The sequence below is a fragment of the Sphingomonas quercus genome, from assembly GCF_018863195.1.
GTDB classification, from domain to species: domain Bacteria; phylum Pseudomonadota; class Alphaproteobacteria; order Sphingomonadales; family Sphingomonadaceae; genus Solisphingomonas; species Solisphingomonas quercus.
The window spans coordinates 1-18932 of sequence record NZ_JAHKRT010000010.1 but is presented as its reverse complement, the minus strand read 5'-3'; the positions used below and the strand labels follow the sequence as shown (position 1 = coordinate 18932).

The window sequence follows — 18932 nt, the reverse complement described above, 5'->3', positions numbered from 1 at the left end:
ATGCCCCGTCATGCGGAAACCCGGGCGCTGCCCTATACGCCGGAGCAGATGTTCGAGCTGGTGGCGGATGTCTCCCGCTACGGCGAGTTCCTGCCCTGGGTGTCGGCGGTGCGCGTCCGCTCGGACAGCGAGACCGAGATGGTCGCCGACCTCATCGTCGGTTTCAAGGCGTTGCGGGAGCGCTTCACCTCCCGCGTGATCAAGCAGCGGCCGGGCGAGATCCATGTCGATTATCTCGACGGCCCGCTCAAATATCTGCGCAACGACTGGCAGTTCCGGCCGGACGGGAAGGGCGGCACGCTGGTCGATTTCTCGGTCGACTTCGCCTTCCGCTCGCGCATCTTCGAGGCGCTGGCGGGCCAGGTGTTCGACCTGGCGCTCCGCCGCATGATCGGCGCGTTCGAAGCCCGCGCCCAGGCGCTTTACGGCACCGGCACCGATGCCGGACGCGGCTCTTCGGCCGGAACCAGCAGCTCCAGCGCGCACAGCGCGGCCTGACGGCGGATCTCGCTGCGGCCGAGGTCGCCGAACTGCCGCATCTCGGCGACGACATCGGTGGGATCGGCGCCACGCACCGCGCGCGCGAAGACGACGGTGCCGACCGGCTTCTTCTCCGACCCGCCGGACGGACCGGCGATGCCGGTGATGGCAACGGCGACATCGGCGTCGCTCTTGTTGAGCGCGCCCTGCGCCATCGCCCATGCCACGGCGACCGAGACCGCGCCGAACGTCTCGAGCAGGTCGCTGGCCACGCCGAGCATCTTCAGCTTGGCGTCGTTGGCGTAGGTGACGAAGCCGGCATCGAACACGTCGGACGCGCCGGGAATCTCGGTGATCGCGGAGGAGACGAGGCCGCCGGTGCAGCTTTCCGCGATGGCGACACGGCGGCCGGCCTCGCGATTGGTGTCGATCACCTTGAGCGCGGCGGCGATAAGGCTCGGATCGATCAGGTCAGACAAGGGAATTCTCCAGGACTATGGTCGCCGTAGCCTGGGCCGCGATCCCCTCGCGCCGCCCGGCGAAGCCGAGACCTTCGGTTGTGGTGGCTTTTACGCTCACCCGATCCTCCGCGATACCGAGCAGGCGCGCGACCTCGCCGCGCATCGCCGCGCGGTGAGGGCCGACCTTCGGGGCCTCGCAGATGATGGTGACATCTATATGGGTGATCCGCCCGCCCTTTGCGAGGACGAGGTCCCGCGCATGACTGACGAAACGGTGCGAGGGGGCGCCCTTCCATTGCGGGTCGGAGGGCGGGAAGTGCATGCCGATATCGCCGTCGCCGATGGCGCCGAGCAAGGCGTCGGTGATCGCGTGCAGGGCGACATCGGCGTCGGAGTGGCCGGCGAGGCCGGCGACGTGCGGAATCTTCAGGCCGCATAGCCAGATATGATCGCCAGCCACGAAGGCATGGACGTCATAGCCGCTGCCGGTGCGCACATCGGGGATCAGGGTCATGCGGCGTCGTGCCTCGGAAAGATCGGCGGCGTGGGTGAGCTTGTCGAGCGCGGCGTCGCCGGTCACCAGCGCCACCTCATAGCCGGCGGTGCGGGCGACCTGTGCGTCGTCGGTCGCCTCGCCGCCGGGCCAGCGCTGATGAGCGTCGCGAATCGCCCTGGCGTGGAACGCCTGCGGCGTCTGTACCCGGTGCAGCCCTTCTCGCGACACCGGCGCGCCGAGCAGGCGATCGGCGCTGCCGCGCGCGAGCGTGTCGACCACCGGCAGGGTGGGAATGGCGCCGGGCGCCGCATCGAGCGCGGCGAGCAGCCGGTCGATGACCGCGGCCGGTACGAACGGGCGGGCGGCATCGTGGATGAGGACGATGTCGGCGTCGATCGCCGCCAGTCCGCGCCGCACCGAATCCTGGCGCAGCGCGCCGCCGATGATCGGCGCGGGCAGGGCTCGATCGCCTATCGCCTCGGCGAACATCTTGTCCTGACCGGCAGCGATCACCACCTGCACGGCGTCGATCGCCGGATGGGCGATGAGCGCGTCGACAGCGTGGGCGATCATCGCCTTGCCGCCGATCGGCGCATATTGCTTGGGCACGCCGCCCCCGGCACGGACGCCCTGTCCGGCGGCCACCACCAGGGCGACGATGCGCTTCCCCTGTTGCATCGCGGCGCCCACTAGACGCGGAAGAGCCCGGGGGGAAGCCCCCGCGCTTGTCGCGGCGCCCGGCATGGGATAGGGCGTGCTTAATTTATAGGCAGATTTTTATGGCTCCGCGTCTCAAGCCCCTCTCGATCGGACCGGTGACGGTCTCTACGCCGGTGATCCTGGCGCCGATGACGGGCGTCACCGATCTGCCGTTCCGCCGCGCGGTGCGCCGCTTCGGCTCGGGGCTCAACGTCACCGAGATGATCGCCAGCCAGGCCGCGATCCGCGAGACGCGCCAATCCGTACAGAAGGCGATGTGGGATCGCATCGAGGAGCCGGTTTCGATGCAGCTCGTCGGCTGCACGCCCTACGAGATGGGGGAGGCGGCGAAGCTGGTCGCCGACCGCGGGGCGGCGATCGTCGACATCAACATGGGGTGCCCGGTGCGCAAGGTCGTCAACGGCGAGGCGGGCTCCGCCCTGATGCGCGACCTGCCGCTCGCCGCCAGCCTGATCAAGGCGGTGGTGAAGGCGGTGGACGTGCCGGTGACGGTGAAGATGCGCATGGGCTGGTGCCATGACAGCCTCAACGCGCCGGAGCTTGCCCACATCGCCGAGGATATCGGCGCGAAGCTGGTCACCGTCCACGGCCGCACCCGCAACCAGATGTACAAGGGCTCGGCCGACTGGTCGTTCGTGCGCCGGGTCAGGGACGCGGTGGCGATCCCGGTGATCGTCAATGGCGACATCTGCTCGATCGAGGACGCCGATACCGCGCTCGACCAGTCCGGCGCGGACGGGGTGATGATCGGCCGTGGCGCCTATGGCCGGCCGTGGCTGCTGGCGCAGGTGATGCACTGGCTGGAAACCGGCGAACGGCGCGCCGACCCGACGCTGGACGAGCAATATGCGCTGATCGTCGACCATTATAACGAGACGCTGGACCATTATGGCCGCGACGTCGGCGTCAATATGATGCGCAAGCATATCGGCTGGTACACGCGCGGTCTGCACGGCTCGGCCGAATTCCGCAACGGCGTCAACCAGGTCGCCGATCCCGCCCGGGTGCTCGGGCTTCTCGAAGGGTTCTACGCCCCGTGGCTCTCCCGGGCAGCGGCCTGATCCGCTTCCGCCGGGGTGCTGCCGGCCCGGGCGCGCAGCCATTCGCGGACGTGTTCGCCACGCTGCCGACGGCGGTGCTGGTGCTCGATCCCGACGGTCTCATCGCGGAGGCGAATATCGCCGCGGAGGCGCTGCTCAACCTCAGCCGTCCGGCGCTGGTCGGACGGCCGGTGGAGGAGCTGATCGGCCACCCTCTGACCTCGATGCCGGTCGACCAGCCGTTCGCCGCCTATGATCTCGAAGTGGCGCTGCCCGGTCGGCGCAAGGCGCAGGTCGATCTGATGGCGGCGCCGTTGCCGGAGCGGCCCGGCTGGCGCGCGATCACCATCCATGGCCGCACTCCCCAGGCGCTGGCCGGGCGACGCACCGAACGCGAGGCCGGCACGCTCACCGCCGTTGGCGCGGCGGCGATGCTCGCCCACGAGATCAAGAATCCGCTGTCCGGCATCCGTGGCGCCGCCCAGCTCCTCGAGAGTGGGGCCGACGAGGGTGGGCGAGCGCTGACCGCGCTGATCCGCAACGAGGTGGACCGCATCACCGCGCTGATCGACCGGATGGAAGGCTTCACCGACACACGCCCGCTGGAGCGCGGGCCGCAGAATATCCACGCCATCCTCGGCCATGTCCGCGATGTAGCACGGCAGGGCTTTGCCGCCGGCTGCACCGTGCGCGAAATATACGATCCCTCCCTGCCCGAGGTCTACGGCCATCGCGATTCACTCGTCCAGATCTTCATGAACCTTGTGAAGAACGCCGTCGAAGCGATGGAGCGCGAAGGGATCATGAACGGCACGATCACGCTCACCACCGCCTATCGCCACGGCATCTCGATGGGTTCGTCGAAGAGCGCACGGACGCGCATTAACCTGCCGATCGAGGTGTGCGTGATCGACGAGGGGCCGGGCGCGCCGCAGGCGATCGGTGCGCACCTGTTCGATCCGTTCATCTCCTCCAAGCGCAGCGGCGGCGGGCTGGGGCTGACACTGGTCGACAAGCTGGTCGGCGATCATGATGGCGTCATCGAATATCGCCGCGAGGGCGATCCGGAGCGCACCGTGTTCCGCCTGCTCCTGCCGCGGGTGAAGGATTGATGGCGCCGCACCGCATCCTCGTCGTCGATGACGACGCCGCCATCCGCACCGTGGTGCGCGAGGCGCTGCGCCGCGAAGGCTATGTGGTGGAGACGGCCACCTCGCTCGCCGCCCAGCGCGCCGCGCTCGCCAGTTTCCGGCCGCACGTGCTGGTGACCGACGTGGTGCTGCCCGACGGCAACGGCCTCGACGCGCTGACCGAGACGTTCGCCGCCCAGCCCGACCTGCCAGTGATCGTGCTGTCCGCGCAGAACACGCTGGCGACGGCGGTGCGCGCCAACGAGCAGGGCGCGTTCGAATATCTTCCCAAGCCGTTCGACCTCGACGAGCTGGCCCGCGCCGTGGCGGCGGCGATCGCCAGCCGGGGCGCGGTGGCGATGCCGGACAGCGAGGCGGCCGGGGAGGAGCTGCCGCTGATCGGGCGCTCGCCGCCGATGCAGGACGTCTACCGGACGATCGCGCGCGTCGTCTCGAACGACCTCACCGTGCTGGTGCTGGGCGAGAGCGGCACCGGCAAGGAGCTGGTGGCGCGGGCCATCCACGACCTCGGTTCGCGCCGGACAAGGCCGTTCGTGGCGATCAACATGGCCGCGATCCCGCGCGAGCTGATCGAGAGCGAGCTGTTCGGCCACGAGCGTGGCGCCTTCACCGGCGCGCAGGCGCGCACCGCCGGCCGCTTCGAGCAGGCGCAGGGCGGCACCCTGTTCCTCGACGAGATTGGCGACATGCCGGCCGACGCCCAGACGCGGCTGCTGCGCGTGCTCCAGTCCGGCGAATATTCGCCCGTGGGCGGCACGCGGGCCATCCGCGCCGATGTGCGGATCATCGCTGCGACCCACAAAGACCTGCCGCGGCTGATCGCTGAGGGGCTGTTCCGCGAGGACCTGTTCTATCGGCTGAACGTGGTGCCGATGACGCTGCCGCCGCTGCGCGAGCGCGGCGCCGATATCGGGGAGCTGGCACGCCATTTCCTCGATCGCGCCGCCGCCGACGGGCTGCCGCGCAAGGCGTTGTCCGAGGACGGCGCGGCGGCCCTCGCCGCACACAGCTGGCCGGGCAATGTCCGCGAGCTGGAGAATCTCATGCGCCGCCTCGCCGCGCTGACGCGCGAGGATGTGATCGGCAGCACGCAGGTGGCGCGACAGCTCGGCGCGCGCGACCTGCCCGCACCGGCGCTGTCCGGGGATGGCGGACAGGACAGTCTCGGCGAAGCCGTCGAGCATCATCTGACGCGCTATTTCGCCGCCTTCGGCCGCGAATTGCCGCCCGACGGCCTGCTCGACCGCCTGATGGACGAGGTGGAACGCCCGCTGCTCCGCCTGACCCTGGCGGCGTGCAAGGGCAATCAGCTCCGCGCCGCGCGCCTGCTCGGCATCAACCGCAACACGCTGCGCAAAAAGCTCGGCGATCGCGGCATCGACGCAGGCGATGTCCGGCGGATGGGCGGCTCCGGCGGAAGCCCGGGTTGATCCGCGCCACAGCTGCGCCCAGCCGCATCAAACTGTGTTTTAGATGCAACGGCATCGTGATATCACAGCCACGATGAAGGCCGATCGGGCGAATGTGACAGCTCATAGCCCCCGCTGGTGGCGCAGGTTCGTGCTGGCCAGGCAGCGCGGACTGGTGACGGCCATCGAAGGCGGCACGCTGCTCGCCGCGATCTGCATTTTCACCGCCAGCTATTTCATCGTCACCGGCGGCCAATATCCCTCCCGCCTGCTGACGCCGCCGATCGTGGCGCTGCTGCTGGTCGCCAATCTGGTGCCGGCGATGGCCTTGATGGTGCTGTTCGCGCGGCGTGTCGCCCGCCAGCGCTCGGCCCGGCGGCCGGGGGCGGGAAATGGCCGGCTGCATGTCCGCCTCGTCGCCATCTTCTCGGCGATCGCAGCGGTGCCGACCCTGCTGGTGGTGATCTTCGCCTCGCTGCTCTTTCAGTATGGCGTCGAATTCTGGTTCTCCGACTCAGCGCGCAAGGTGCTGGAGAATTCCGACCGGGTGGCACGCGCCTATGTCACCGAGAATGAGGAACGGCTGCAGCGGGAGATGATCCCGATGGCCGAGGATTTCCGCTATGCGCTCAATCGGGCGCCGATCAACGATCCGCGCATCTCCGGCTTCGTCGCCGTGCAGGGGCGCACGCGCAACCTGTCGGAGATCGCCCTGATCGAGGTCGGCACCGACGGGGTACGGCGCGCGCCGCTCGTGGCGCTGGCCGACACCCGCGCGCTGGAAAACCGCCTGCCTGCCGAGGCGCTGGGGCCCCTGGACGCCGGGCAGATCTGGGTCAGTGCCAATTCCGGCGATCGTGCCGAGGCGGTGATCGCTCTCAACCCGCGCACCCACACTTATCTCTACGCGTCGCGCTTCGTCGACGGGAACGTGCTTGCCCAGGTGCGGCGCACCCAGGCGGCGCTGGGCGATTATAATAGCCTGCTGGTGCGATCGCGGACGCTGCAGCTGCAATTCAACGCGGCGCTGCTGGTGGTGTCGCTGCTGATCGTCGGGGCGGCGATCGTCATCGCGCTGATGGTCGCCGACCGGCTGGTACGGCCGGTGGGCGAGCTGGTCGATGCGGCGCGGCGGGTGACGGCGGGCGATCTGTCGGTGCGGGTCGATCGGCCGCGCGTGCAGGACGAGGTCGGCATATTGGGCTTCGCCTTCAACCGCATGACCCGCCGGCTGGAGGAACAGACCAGCGCCCTGGTCACCGCCAATGCCCAGCTCGACAGCCGCCGCGCGTTCATCGAGGCGGTGCTGTCCGGGGTGACGGCGGGGGTGATCTCCGTAAATGGCGAGGGGCGCATCCGCCTCATCAACAGCTCGGCGGCGGCACTGCTCAAGACGGACGTTCCGATCGGCGCGGCGCTCAGCGAGGTGGCGCCGGAACTCGACCAGCTGTTCGCCGGGCCGGATCGCGAGGCCGTGGTGCAATTCTCGTCGGCCGGAGAGCCGCGCACGCTGGCGGTGAAGCTGGTCCGCTCCGACGACGGCAACGTCATCACCTTCGACGACATCACCGATCAGCTCGCCGACCAGCGCCGCGCCGCCTGGGCCGACGTGGCCCGGCGCATCGCCCATGAAATCAAGAACCCGCTAACCCCGATCCAACTCGCCGCCGAACGGTTGCAGCGCCGCTACGGCAAGGAGGTGCAGAGCGATCCGGCGACGTTCGAGCGGCTGACCGAGACGATCGTGCGCCAGGTCGGCGACCTCCGGCGGATGGTCGATGAATTCTCGTCCTTCGCGCGCATGCCGAAGCCGGAGTTCGCGCCTGAACCGATCGTCGACATCGCCCGCCACTCGCTGTTCCTGCACGAGGTCGCGCATCCCAATATCCGCTTCGTGCTCGACGCTCCGGAGCCCGCGCCACTGCTCGTCTGCGACCGGCGGCAGATCGGGCAGGCGATCATCAACCTCGTCAAGAACGCGGTCGAGGCGATCGACGCCAAGCCGCCTGCCGCAAGCGGCGAAGCGCCGGCCGGCCTGATCACGCTGGCCCTGGCCGAGGAGCAGGATCGGCTGACGATCACGATCAGCGACAATGGCGTCGGGCTGCCGCCCGAGCGCGAGCGGCTGACCGAGCCCTATATGACGACGCGCGCCAGGGGCACTGGCCTCGGCCTCGCGATCGTCAAGAAGATCGTTGAAGAACATTATGGAATTATGAGCTTTTCCGACAGGCCGGGCGGGGGCGCGATCGTGCGCATCACGCTCGACCCGGGGAAGCTCGCGCCGCTCGCCGGAAGCGCGGCCGGCGTCACCGACGGGGAAGGGCGGCTTCCCGAACTGACACGCATAAAGGCGGGCTGAGATGGCACTGGACGTATTGATCGTCGACGATGAGAAGGACATCCGCGAGCTGGTGGCCGGCGTGCTCGAGGACGAGGGCTACGCGCCGCGCACCGCGGCCAATAGCGACGAGGCGCTGAACGCCATCACAGAGCGGCGGCCGAGCCTCGTGCTGCTCGACGTATGGCTGCAGGGCTCCCGGCTCGACGGGCTGGACCTGCTGGACGAGATCAAGCGCCGCGACCCGTCATTGCCGGTGCTGGTCATCTCCGGCCATGGCAATATCGACACCGCCGTCGCCGCCGTTCGCCGGGGCGCGGCCGATTTCATCGAGAAGCCGTTCGAGGCCGAGCGCCTGCTCCTCCTCGTCGCGCGCGCCACCGAGACGGAGCGGCTGCGGCGCGAAAACGCCCATCTCAAGGCGCAGATCGGCCAGGAGGACGAGCTGACCGGCCAGTCGGCGGCGATCAACGGCATCCGCGCCACGCTGAAACGGGTGGCGCCGACCGGCAGCCGCGTGCTGATCTCGGGGCCCGCCGGCGTCGGCAAGGAAGTGGCCGCGCGCCTGCTGCACAATTGGAGCCCGCGCGCCGCAGCGCCGTTCGTCGTCGTCTCTGCTGCGCGGATGACGCCGGAGCGGGTGGAGGAGGAGCTGTTCGGCCTTGAGGACGCCGCCGGCATGACGCGCGCCGGCCTGCTCGAACAGGCGCATGGCGGCACCCTGTTCCTGGACGAGATCGCGGACATGCCGCTCACCGCCCAGGCGAAGATCTTGCGAGTGCTGACCGACCAGAGCTTCACGCGCGTCGGCGGTCAGCGGATGGTCAAGGTCGACGTGCGCGTCGTCTCCGCCTCCTCGCGCAATCTGGCGGACGAGATCGCCGCCGGCCGTTTCCGCGAGGACCTTTATTACCGGCTGAACGTGGTGCCCGTGCATCTGCCGCCGCTGTCCGAGCGCCGCGAGGACATCCCGCCGCTGACCATGCATTTCGCCACCCGCTATGCCGCCGAGCGCCGCGTGCCGACGCCGGCCATCGCCAATGAGGCGATTGCCGCGCTCCAGGCCTATGACTGGCCGGGCAATGTCCGCCAGCTGCGCAACATCGTCGAGCGTACGATCATCATGGCGCCGGGTGACCGGCTGGCGACGATCGACGCCGACATGCTGCCGCCGGAGGTGCTGTCCGATCAGGCGCGGCTCGCGCCCGGCGGCGAGGCGAGCCGATCGATCATGGGCACGCCGCTGCGCGAGGCGCGCGAGACGTTCGAGCGCGAATATCTGCGCGTGCAGATCCGGCGCTTCTCCGGCAACATCTCCCGCACGGCGACGTTTATTGGGATGGAACGCTCGGCGCTCCACCGCAAGCTCAAGACGCTTGGCCTTGTCGAGGCGCGCGACGAGGGCGAGTGACGCGGCCGGGGCGGTGGACGCCCGCCCCGGCTCAAGCTAGAAGACGCGCGACGTCGACAAGGCGCAAGCCAGCGGGCCATGTCCCGCCAAGAACCGGAGACCGGCAATATGGCCGACAAGGTCAACAATCTTCAGGATATGTTCCTGAATACCCTGCGCAAATCCAAGATTCCAGTGACGATGTTCCTCGTCAAGGGCGTGAAGCTGCAGGGGATCATCACCTGGTTCGACAATTTCTCCGTGCTGCTCCGCCGCGACGGCCAGAGCCAGCTCATCTACAAGCACGCCATCTCGACGGTGATGCCGGCCCATTCGCTGGACCTGACCGCGATCGAGAAGAGCTTCTCCGAGGAGCGCAAGGCGACCTTGTTGCAGGAGATATTCCTGGGGGCGGTGCGCCGCGCGCGCGAGCCGGTGACGATGTTTCTGGTCAATGGCGTGATGCTGCAAGGCGAAATCGCCGCGTTCGACCTGTTCTGCCTGCTGCTGCGTCGCGACGGCCAGAGCCAGCTCGTCTACAAGCACGCCATCTCGACGGTGCAGCCGGCCAACCCCGTCAACCTCGCCGAGGTTGATGACGAGGCGGAGGGCGATTGAGCGGTTTCCAGCGAGAAGACGAGGGCTTTGCCCGGGGCGCAAAGGCCATCGTCGCACTGCCCGATCGCGGCGACAATGATCGGCGCTCCGCCAGCGCCCGGCTCGACGAGGCCGCGGGGCTGGCCGAGGCGATCGGCGTGGAAGTGGTGGAGCGCATCGCCTATCGCGTGCGCCAGCCGAAGCCTGCGACCCTGCTCGGCTCCGGTCAGGTCGAGGCACTGGCCACTGCCGCGCGAATGGCCGAGGCGGAGCTGGTCATCATCGATGCGGCGGTGACGCCGATCCAGCAGCGCAATCTCGAAAAGGCGCTGTCGGCCAAGGTCATCGACCGTACCGGCCTGATCCTGGAGATTTTCGGCGAGCGCGCGGCGACGGCCGAGGGTCGCCTGCAGGTCGAGCTTGCCCATCTCGATTACCAGCAGGGCCGGCTGGTGCGTAGCTGGACCCACCTTGAGCGGCAGCGCGGCGGCTTCGGCTTCCTCGGAGGCCCCGGCGAGACGCAGATCGAGGCCGACCGCCGCATGATCCGTGATCGCATGGCCAAGCTGCGCCGCGAGCTGGAGCAGGTCAGCCGCACGCGCGGGCTGCACCGCCATCGCCGGCACAAGGCGCCATGGCCGACCATCGCTCTCGTCGGCTATACCAATGCCGGCAAGTCGACCCTGTTTAACCGCATGACCGGGGCCGCGGTGATGGCCGAGGACCTGCTGTTCGCGACCCTCGACCCGACCATGCGGCAGATCGCCTTGCCGGGGCTCGACAAGGCGATCCTGTCGGACACGGTCGGCTTCGTCTCGGACTTGCCGACCCAGCTCGTCGCCGCCTTCCGCGCCACGCTGGAAGAGGTGACGGCCGCGGACCTCATCGTCCATGTCCGCGACATCGCCCATCCCGACAGCGACGCTCAGGCCGCCGACGTCGTCCACGTCCTCACCGAGATCGGCGCGATCGGCGAGGGGGAGGGCACGGACGTCCCCGTGCTCGAGGTGTGGAACAAGATCGACGCGCTCGACGCGGACGGCCTCGAGGCGGTGCTCGGCGAGGCCGCACGGCGGGACGATGTCGTCGCCGTCTCGGCGTTGACCGGCGACGGGCTGGAGGCGTTGCAGCGCCGCATGTCCGACCGGCTGACCAGCGGCTCCGAGCGGCGGCAAGTCGAGGTCGCGGTGACGGACGGCGCGGCGCTGGCCTGGCTTCACCGTCATGGCGAGGTGATCGGCCAGAGCGAGGCCGAGGGCGTGCTGCATCTCGACGTGCGCATGCCGCCGCGGGACTGGGCCCGGTTCGAGGCGCGGGAATAGGCCGGTTTTGCCCACGCGTTCGACTCGGTCAGGACAGGCCTGTCTCCGCATTCCCGCCGGCCACTGGCTGCAGAGTTCGGGGCCGGATCAACCCTGAACCAGGTTCAGGGCGAAGATAATCCCGGCAGCGGGCTCAGAGTTTCTTTGCCCGCTCCCACAGCCGTTCCTTCTCCGCCAGCGTCAGCTCTGCGAACGCGCCGCCGGCCGCCCGTTCCATCGCGGCGAAGCGCCGTTCGAACTTGCCGTTGGCGGCGCGCAGCGCGGCCTCCGGGTCGATGCCGAGGTGGCGGGCCCAGTTCACCACAGAGAAAAGCAGGTCGCCCATCTCCTCGGCGCGGGCGGCACCGTCCGTCGCCGCCTCTATCTCGGCCAGTTCTTCGGCGATCTTGGCGCGCGGGCCATTCGCGTCGGGCCAGTCGAAGCCGGTGCGGGCGGCGCGCTTCTGCAATTTCTCGGCGCGGAGCAGGGCGGGTAGCGACAGGGCGACGCCGCCGAGCGCGCCTTCGACGCCGCTGCCGGCGCGCTCCTCGGCCTTGATCGCCTCCCAGCTTTCATGCCCGCCGGTGCCATCGCCGAAGACATGGGGGTGGCGGCGTTCCATCTTGTCGGCGATGCCGTCCAGAACTTGCGTCAACGCGAAATGGCCGGCCTCCTCCGCCATGCGGGCGTGGAAGACGACCTGCAGGGCGAGATCGCCAAGCTCGTCGCGCAACGCCGCCATGTCGTGCCGCTCGATGGCATCGGCGACCTCATAGGCCTCCTCGATCGTATAGGGCGCAATGGTCGCGAAATCCTGCGCGACGTCCCATGGGCAGCCGGTTGCCGGATCGCGCAGCCGCGCCATGATCGCGGCCAGCCGCGTGATCGCGGCGGCAGGCGTTTCGCTCACTGTTCCTCGCTCCTCGCTGGTCGCCGCGGCCATAGCCGATGGCGGAATCGCAGAATAGGGGAAGCCGCTTGCGACCGGCTGGCGGATAGGCGGGATTGCGGGCGAGGATTTCGGCAAGTGCCGGGACGGCCCAGACTTCGGATCGCGCCCCGCAATGCAGAGCGCCCGCGATCGTTCCCGCGATAATCGAACATTATCAAATTGTTGATCAAGGTTAAATCGGGAACGCCGGGGGTGGGTGGGTCGTTTTGCGAGCTCCTCATCAGGAGATGATCATGCTGGCTTCGGTCAACCGACGCCCCGAACGGACCTCCCAGTTTCTCACCGACAGCTTTCAGCGCGGCCTTGCCCATTGGAATCGCGAGCGGCTGGCGCCGGGCTTTCCTTCCGACGATTGGCAAAAGCGTCTCGAGCGAGACGTGAAGATGTTGCGGCTGGAAGGCGCGTTTCTCGAGGAGCTGCGCGCCGAGGTCGCCGCCCAGGCCGCTCAGGCGCCAACCGACGCGGACGGCTTCATCGCCTGGTTCGAAGATCTCAGCGCCACCGGCCCCGGCCAGGGCGATGCGCTGTTTCCATGGCTGGCGCAGGAGGCGAGCCGCGACGAGCTGCGCTGGTTCTTCGAACAGGAGGCGGCCGGCGAAGCTGGCTTCGACGACCTCGTCGCGATGACGCAGGTCAAGTTGCCGGTCCGCCCCAAGCTTGAGCTCGCCCGCAATTATTGGGACGAGATGGGCCACGGCACCGCCAAGGGCATGCACGGGCCGATGCTCGACGCGCTTGTCGAGACGCTCGCCGTCGAACCGGTGATCGAGAACACGGTATGGGAGAGCCTGTGCCTCGCCAATGCCATGACGGCGATGGCCACCAGCCGCCGCTATGCCTGGCATTCGGTGGGCGCCCTCGGCGTCATCGAGCTGACCGCGCCGGGACGCGCCGAGCAAGTCGCCGAAGGCCTGAAGCGGGTCGGCTTGACGCCGAAGGAAGCGCGCTATTTCACGCTCCACGCAGTCCTTGACGTGAAGCACAGCGCCGACTGGAACCGCGAGGCGATCCGCCCGGCAGTGGAAGAAGATCCGGCGCGTGCGACCGCAATGGCCGAAGGCGCGTTGATCCGGCTGGCGTGCGGCGCGCGATGTTTCGCCCGCTATCGGGAGGCGCTTTGGAACGATCACGGCGAGAGGTGAGCATGTCGGGTGCGAGCCGCTGGCCGGCGCGTCTCTGGCTGGTCCGCCATGGCCAGAGCGCCGGCAACGTCGCCCGCGACGAGGCGCATGCCGCCGGGCTGGAACGCATCCCGATCGCGGTGCGCGACGTCGACGTGCCGCTGTCGCGGCTCGGCGAGCAGCAGGCCGACGCCCTTGGCCGCTGGTTCGCAGGCGGGGCGGGCAATGGCCGGCCCGACGTGATCCTGGCGAGCCCTTATCTGCGGGCGCGGGACACCGCCCGTCGCTTCCGCGACGCCGGCGGCGCCGAGCCGGACGAGCGGATCTGCTCGGACGAGCGGCTGCGGGAAAAGGAATTCGGCATCCTCGACGGGCTCACCACCGCCGGCATCGCCGCGCACGAGCCGCAGCAGGCCGAGTTCCGGCGGCTGCTCGGAAAATTCTATCACCGGCCGCCGGGAGGCGAGAGCTGGTGCGACGTGATCTTCCGTCTGCGCAGCCTGCTCGACACCGTGTCGCTCCATTATGGCGGGCGGCGGGTGATGATCGTCGGCCATCAGGTGGTGGTGCTGTGCCTGCGCTACATCATCGAGAATCTTGGCGAGGAAGAAATCCTCGCGATCGACCGGGCAGCGGACGTCGCAAATTGCTCGGTCACCGAATATCGCTTCGATCCGGCCGCCGGCAAGGACGGCGGGCTGGTGCTGGTCCGTTATAACGAGGTGGCACCGATCGTGGAGGATCCGGTGGCAGAGGTGACGCGGGCGCCCGATCCGATCGTGGCGGCGCGCGGATGATCCCGATCGACCGCGACTGGCTGGCCGCGCATCCGCTGCCGCCCGTCGCGACCGACACCGACAAGAATGCGCGCGGCCGGGTGCTCATCGCCGGCGGGTCGTCAATCGTGCCGGGCGCGATCGCGCTGACCGGCGAGGCCGCGCTGCGCGCCGGGGCGGGCAAGATTCAGCTCGCCACGGTTGCGGCCGCGACGATCGCGCTCGGCGTGGCGATGCCGGAGGCGGCGGTGTTCGGCCTGCCCGCCAACGAAGAGGGCGAGCTGGCCGAGGAAGCGGGCGACCGGCTGGTGCCGCTGATCGGCCGTTGTGATTGCATCGTGCTCGGGCCGGGCATGGGCAGGGGCTCCGCCGCCGCGGCGATCCTCGGCCGGCTGCTGGCATCGGACGAGGAGATCGGCGCGATGGTCATCGATGCCGCGGCGATCGCGGGCGCGCGCGATTGCGCCGCGGCGCTGCGTCGACACCCATGCAAAAGGGTGATGACGCCGCACGCAGGCGAGATGGCCGGGCTGATGGACCGCGACGAGGATGAGGTGAAGGCCGATCCGCGCGGGATCGTCCGGGAGGCCGCCGATCGCTTCGGCGCGGTGGTGATCCTCAAACAGGCGCAGACCTGGGTTTGCGCGCCGGGCGCGGAGCCACTGCGTTTTCCCGGTGGCGGGCCGGGGCTGGCGACGGCGGGGTCGGGCGATGTGCTCGCCGGCATAGTGGGCGGCCTGCTCGCACGCGGAACGGCTCCCGAGGACGCCGCCGCCTGGGCGGTGTGGCTGCACGGCGAGGCCGGCCGGCGCCGCGGCGCGCTCTCCGGCGAGATCGGCTTCCTCGCTCGCGAGTTGCCCGCCGAAGTCCCGGCGCTCATCGAAGAGGCAAGGTCGGCGCCCTGAGCAGGCCTGGCGCGGCGGAGTTGTCGCTGATGTCGATGGTCGGCGGGAACGCTTGGCCGCGCCGCGCGTGGCGGCTAGGGTGGCGGGCATGGACTTTGATCAGCTTCTCGTGCGCTTCTTCGGAACCGATGATTTCACCACGCTCCCGCCGGAACGGATCGTGACCGGCGTCGAGGCGCTGCGTCTCCAGTTCGGCCTGGAGAAGGACAGCGGGCGGCGCTTCGCCCTGTGGTGCCTGATGTATATGCTCGATGTCGCGCCTGATCTCGACGACGCCTTCGAGGATGAGGATGATCGCGAAGCCGCGCGCGATTTCATGGACGCCGCCGCCCGCGAGATGAGCGAGGACGAGGATTGATCGGCGCCACAACGTCGCGTGCCGGGCGCGGCGCGGAGTAACACTGGAAAAACCCCCTTCGCTGGGCTAGCGCGTTCCGGTCATTGGCTCGCAGGATGGGATCGTCAGATTCGGCAGATCGCGGCATTGCCGTACAGGTTCGAGGGCGCGATCAGCGACTCTCCCATCCAAGTCCTGCTGATAACTTCCCGCGAGAGCGGCCGCTGGGTGATCCCGAAGGGCAATCCGTTGCCGGGCCTTGCCGCGCATAACGCCGCCGCCGTGGAGGCGGAGGAGGAGGCCGGCGTGCAGGGGCTGGTCTGCCCGACGCCGCTCGGCTCCTATCGCTACCGCAAGCGCCGCAAGAATGGCGCGTCGCTGATGATCGACGTCGACGTCTTCCCGCTCGCCGTCCACCGCGAGCTTCCCTCCTGGAAGGAGCAGGGACAGCGCAAGCGCCGCTGGGTGGCCCTGGCCGAGGCCGCCAGGATGGTCGAGGAAGCCGACCTCAGCGATCTCATCAGCTCCTTCGGCCCCACCGAATTCAAGGCCGCCGCGCTCCGCACCGGCTTCGCGGCCGTCACCCGATCGAGGATCAGTCCCATGTTCGCCTGGTTCCAGCGCCTCCTTCCCAAGGCTGGCAATTTCTTCGAGCTGTTCGATGCGCATTCGCGCACGATCACCGCCGCGGCCGATGCGCTGACCCGGCTGATCCAGGGCGGGGCGGCGGCATCGGATCATATCCGCGAGGTGACCGAGCGCGAGCATGACGCCGACGAGATCACCCGCGCGGTCTTGAAGACGGTGCGCGAGACCTTCCTCACCCCGTTTGATCGGAGCGCCATCACCGCGCTGATCGGCTCGATGGACGACGCCATCGACGAGATGCAGGCCACCGCCCGCGCCATCGATCTCTACGAAGTGCGGGTGTTCGAGCAGGAGATGAAGGACATGGCGGCGATCATCGTCGATGCCGCCCGCCTCACCGCCGAGGCGATTCCGTTGCTCCGCGATGTCGGCCGCAACGCCACGCGATTGCACGAGTTGACCGAGCGACTGGTGCGCATGGAGGGCCATGCCGACGATCTCCACGCCGCCGGCGTCAAGCGCGCTTTCGTCGAGCTCGGCCAGACGGAGACGCTGCGCTTTCTCGTCGCGCGGGAAATCTACAAGCATCTCGAGCGGATCGTCGACGCGTTCGAAGATGTCGCCAACGAGATCGACGGCATCGTGATCGACAACGCCTGATCACCCGATGCACCAGATCGCCCTTCCGCTGCTCGTCGGCCTGATCGTCGTCGCGCTGGCGTTCGACTTCCTCAACGGCCTGCACGACGCCGCCAACTCCATCGCCACCGTCGTGTCCACGCGGCTGCTCAAGCCGGTGCAGGCGGTGCTGTTTGCCGGCGTGTTCAACTTCGCCGCCTATTTCCTGACCATCGCCTTTCCGAGCCTCCACGCGGTCGCCTCGACGGTGGGGCAGGGGCTGATCGACAAGAATCTGGTGACGCCCGGCGTGGTATTCGGGGCGCTGGTCGGCGCGATGTTCTGGAACGTGGTGACCTGGCTGAAGGGCATCCCCTCATCCTCGAGCCACGCGCTGGTCGGCGGCATCATCGGTGCCGGCGTCGCCCATGCCGGCGTCAGCGGCATCCAGTGGAGCGGGCTTAACAAGACGCTGGTTGCGATCGTGTTGTCGCCGGTGCTCGGCATGATCCTGTCGATGCTGATCATGCTGATCTCGAGCTGGCTGTTCGCTCGCGCCTCCAATCGCACCGCGGAACGCTCCTTCCGCTTCCTCCACCTGCTTTCTTCGGGCACCTATTCGATCAGCCACGGCCTCAACGACGCGCAGAAGACGATGGGCATCATCACCGTGCTGCTCTTCTCCACCGGCTATCTGCACGGCGAGTTCGCGGTGCCGCACTGGGTGGCGATCAGCTGCTATGTGGCGATGGGGCTCGGTACGCTGACCGGCGGCTGGAAGATCATCGAGACGATGGGCTCGCGCATCACCAAATTGTCGCAGCATCAGGGCTTCAGCGCGTCCGCCGGCGGCACGATCATGGTGTTCACCGCATCCCTGCTCGGTATTCCCGTCTCGACCACCCACACCATCACCGGCTGCGTGATCGGCGCCGGCGTGGCGCGGCGCGCCAGCGCGGTGCGCTGGGGGGTGGCGGGCAATGTCATGGTCGCATGGGTGATCACCATTCCGGCTTCGGCGGCGGTCGGCGCGCTGTTCTACCTGCTGACGCGGTTATTCTAGGGCGTGTCGACCACAGCCAAGGGATGAGGTGCCGATGACCTACGCGATCCCCGCTCCGCCGCAGCCGTCGCTGTCGATCGTCGGCGACGACGCCGTGTTCCCGGTGCGCCGCATCTATTGCGTGGGGCGGAACTACGCCGACCATGCGCGCGAGATGGGCTTCGACCCGGATCGCGAGCCGCCGTTCTTCTTCATGAAGCCGGCCGACGCCATCGTCGCCGACGGCGCCACCATTCCCTATCCGCCGCGGACCGCGAACCTTCATCACGAGATCGAGCTGGTCGTCGCGATCGGCCACGGCGGGCGCGACATTCCGGTCGAGCAGGCGCTCGGCCATGTCTTCGGCTACGCCGTCGGCCTCGACCTGACCCGGCGCGACGTCCAGATCCAGGCGCGCGACCTGGGGCGGCCGTGGGACATGGGCAAGGGCTTCGATCGGTCGGCGCCGTGCAGCGCGCTGGTGCCGGCGGATCGCGTCGATCCGACGCGCGGCGCGATCTGGCTGGAGGTGAATGGCGAGCGCCGCCAGCACAGCGACCTCGCCAAGCTGATCTGGAGCGTCGCGGAAGTGATCAGCTTCCTGTCGACCTATATGGAATTGCAACCGGGCGACCTCATCTACACCGGCACGCCGGAGGGCGTCGGCGCGCTGGTGCCGGGGGACGTGGTCACCGGCCATGTCGATGCGGTTGGCGACCTGCGCCTGACCATCGCGGGCTGACGAAACCCGGTGCCGCGGATATCCGCACGCAGCGACGGCAACCCTCGGCGCGCCGGACGGTTCTCGACGTAGAGATCGTCGGAACGAGGGAGAGCAGCATGTCGAAACTGGTTTTCATAGGCATCGGCGCGGCAGCGATAACATTGTGTGGATGCAGCGGCAGCAACAGCGGTGCGGCGAACAACGCCCAGGTTCAGGCCGGCGCGGAAGGTAGCGACGACTTCAATCAGGCCGGCCAGCTCAACAGCGGCATGGATCCGGCGATGGTTCAGGACAATACCAGCGGCGAACCGACCAACGCCTCTCAGGCGCGGTAACGGGGAGGGGGCCCAGCCCCCCCCCCGCCGTCCGACCCGCGTGGTTCTGCGTGTGTTGTCGTGGGTCAATCGCCGGCGGTGGTGCCGAGATTGGGGTATTTGATGCCGAGCTGGTCGAGGTAGGTCGGGTATTTGGCGGGGTCGTAGT

The 18932-nt window shown here is 68.7% G+C and carries 19 protein-coding genes; 16 read left to right on the top strand and 3 right to left on the bottom strand.

Going from position 1 to position 18932, the window contains the following annotated elements; genetic code table 11:
• Complete coding sequence (locus KOF26_RS16145) at nt 1–498, top strand: type II toxin-antitoxin system RatA family toxin (protein ID WP_216327524.1); 498 nt, start codon at nt 1–3, stop codon at nt 496–498.
• Here KOF26_RS16145 and KOF26_RS16140 read toward each other — a convergent pair.
• Both KOF26_RS16140 and KOF26_RS16135 read right to left on the bottom strand, forming a co-directional pair.
• On the bottom strand, nt 423–959 hold the full coding sequence (locus KOF26_RS16140; RefSeq protein ID WP_216327521.1) for a CinA family protein: 537 nt from the start codon (nt 957–959) through the stop codon (nt 423–425). The genes KOF26_RS16145 and KOF26_RS16140 overlap by 76 nt on opposite strands.
• Nucleotides 952–2115, bottom strand: a complete 1164-nt coding sequence (locus KOF26_RS16135; RefSeq protein WP_216327519.1) for a bifunctional 2-C-methyl-D-erythritol 4-phosphate cytidylyltransferase/2-C-methyl-D-erythritol 2,4-cyclodiphosphate synthase — start codon at nt 2113–2115, stop codon at nt 952–954. Before KOF26_RS16135 ends, KOF26_RS16140 begins: the two co-directional genes overlap by 8 nt.
• 101 nt (nt 2116–2216) lie before the next feature.
• Between KOF26_RS16135 and dusB the strand changes: the two genes are divergently transcribed.
• The 7 genes from dusB (at nt 2217) to hflX (ending at nt 11407) form a co-directional block, all read left to right on the top strand.
• Nucleotides 2217–3218 (top strand): tRNA dihydrouridine synthase DusB, encoded by a 1002-nt coding sequence (gene dusB, locus KOF26_RS16130; RefSeq protein ID WP_216327517.1) that lies wholly within the window; start codon nt 2217–2219, stop codon nt 3216–3218.
• Nucleotides 3194–4309 (top strand): two-component system sensor histidine kinase NtrB, encoded by a 1116-nt coding sequence (locus tag KOF26_RS16125; RefSeq protein ID WP_216327515.1) that lies wholly within the window; start codon nt 3194–3196, stop codon nt 4307–4309. The genes dusB and KOF26_RS16125 overlap by 25 nt, the downstream gene beginning before the upstream one ends.
• On the top strand, nt 4309–5778 hold the full coding sequence (gene ntrC, locus KOF26_RS16120; RefSeq protein WP_216327513.1) for a nitrogen regulation protein NR(I): 1470 nt from the start codon (nt 4309–4311) through the stop codon (nt 5776–5778). Before KOF26_RS16125 ends, ntrC begins: the two co-directional genes overlap by 1 nt.
• A gap of 73 nt (nt 5779–5851) precedes the next feature.
• The gene (locus KOF26_RS16115) at nt 5852–8119 is read left to right on the top strand and encodes a sensor histidine kinase (protein WP_253201530.1); all 2268 of its coding nucleotides are present in this window, start codon (nt 5852–5854) and stop codon (nt 8117–8119) included.
• 1 nt (nt 8120) lies between these two features.
• Nucleotides 8121–9509, top strand: a complete 1389-nt coding sequence (ntrX, locus tag KOF26_RS16110; RefSeq protein ID WP_216327508.1) for a nitrogen assimilation response regulator NtrX — start codon at nt 8121–8123, stop codon at nt 9507–9509.
• Between the two features lie 78 nt (nt 9510–9587).
• On the top strand, nt 9588–10106 hold the full coding sequence (gene hfq, locus KOF26_RS16105) for an RNA chaperone Hfq (protein ID WP_216327506.1): 519 nt from the start codon (nt 9588–9590) through the stop codon (nt 10104–10106).
• Nucleotides 10103–11407 carry a GTPase HflX gene (gene hflX / locus KOF26_RS16100; RefSeq protein ID WP_216327504.1) on the top strand — a complete coding sequence of 435 codons (1305 nt, stop codon included), beginning with the start codon at nt 10103–10105 and terminating at the stop codon, nt 11405–11407. The genes hfq and hflX overlap by 4 nt, the downstream gene beginning before the upstream one ends.
• A gap of 133 nt (nt 11408–11540) precedes the next feature.
• Here the strand turns inward: hflX and mazG are convergent, their stop codons facing one another.
• Nucleotides 11541–12296, bottom strand: coding sequence for a nucleoside triphosphate pyrophosphohydrolase (mazG, locus tag KOF26_RS16095; protein WP_363182280.1), 756 nt, complete (start codon nt 12294–12296; stop codon nt 11541–11543).
• Between the two features lie 275 nt (nt 12297–12571).
• On the opposite strand from mazG, the gene KOF26_RS16090 reads away from it, so the two are divergent.
• The 8 genes from KOF26_RS16090 to KOF26_RS16055 all read left to right on the top strand — a co-directional run bounded on the left by KOF26_RS16090 (nt 12572) and on the right by KOF26_RS16055 (nt 18784).
• Nucleotides 12572–13480: an iron-containing redox enzyme family protein gene (locus KOF26_RS16090; protein ID WP_216327498.1), complete on the top strand. Its 909-nt coding sequence runs from the start codon at nt 12572–12574 to the stop codon at nt 13478–13480.
• Nucleotides 13481–13482: 2 nt separating this feature from the next.
• Nucleotides 13483–14256 carry a histidine phosphatase family protein gene (locus KOF26_RS16085; protein WP_216327774.1) on the top strand — a complete coding sequence of 258 codons (774 nt, stop codon included), beginning with the start codon at nt 13483–13485 and terminating at the stop codon, nt 14254–14256.
• Entirely contained in the window at nt 14253–15140 is an 888-nt protein-coding gene (locus KOF26_RS16080) for an NAD(P)H-hydrate dehydratase (protein WP_216327495.1), read from the top strand. Before KOF26_RS16085 ends, KOF26_RS16080 begins: the two co-directional genes overlap by 4 nt.
• Before the next feature lie 88 nt (nt 15141–15228).
• Nucleotides 15229–15498 carry a hypothetical protein gene (locus KOF26_RS16075; RefSeq protein WP_216327492.1) on the top strand — a complete coding sequence of 90 codons (270 nt, stop codon included), beginning with the start codon at nt 15229–15231 and terminating at the stop codon, nt 15496–15498.
• A 126-nt stretch (nt 15499–15624) separates the two neighbouring features.
• On the top strand, nt 15625–16725 hold the full coding sequence (locus KOF26_RS16070; RefSeq protein WP_253201529.1) for a DUF47 family protein: 1101 nt from the start codon (nt 15625–15627) through the stop codon (nt 16723–16725).
• Nucleotides 16726–16732: 7 nt separating this feature from the next.
• On the top strand, nt 16733–17746 hold the full coding sequence (locus tag KOF26_RS16065; RefSeq protein ID WP_216327489.1) for an inorganic phosphate transporter: 1014 nt from the start codon (nt 16733–16735) through the stop codon (nt 17744–17746).
• A 34-nt stretch (nt 17747–17780) separates the two neighbouring features.
• A complete protein-coding gene (locus tag KOF26_RS16060) occupies nt 17781–18467 on the top strand; it encodes a fumarylacetoacetate hydrolase family protein (protein WP_216327486.1) in 687 nt (228 codons plus the stop codon).
• A gap of 98 nt (nt 18468–18565) precedes the next feature.
• Entirely contained in the window at nt 18566–18784 is a 219-nt protein-coding gene (locus KOF26_RS16055; RefSeq protein WP_216327484.1) for a hypothetical protein, read from the top strand.
• Nucleotides 18785–18932 lie beyond the last annotated feature (148 nt).